Annotated in this window: 1 pseudogene; it reads left to right on the top strand. The window is 41.3% G+C overall.

The features are described from left to right. Nucleotides 1–317: pseudogene (locus tag GQ589_RS12040) on the top strand (hypothetical protein); the annotation flags it as partial.

Below are 317 nucleotides of genomic sequence, written 5' to 3'. Positions count from 1 at the left end.
AACCCAAACCGCCAGCACCAATACCCCAGCACTTTCCAAGCTATCTGCTGATGGTAAGGCATGGTTTATTCACCCAGTGGCGATGGTGGATTATTTTAATATTGACACAACACTCTGGCATGAGCCGTTAAAAAACCCTCAAAGGACGCTTTATAACTCAGTCGAAAATAAAAAAAAGGTTAATGGCGCTTTTGGTTTTGTAAGAAATGGAGGGGCAAAATCACATGCGGGTTTAGATATCTTTGCTGATATCAATACCCCTTGTTATGCGTGTTTAGACGCTAAAGTAGTGGGCTACATTACTGAAGTTAAGGATA

Origin of the sequence: Gilliamella sp. Pas-s27, from assembly GCF_009795865.1 — a bacterium.
Classification (GTDB): Bacteria; Pseudomonadota; Gammaproteobacteria; order Enterobacterales; family Orbaceae; genus Gilliamella.
This window is presented reverse-complemented; position numbering and strand designations above follow the sequence as displayed.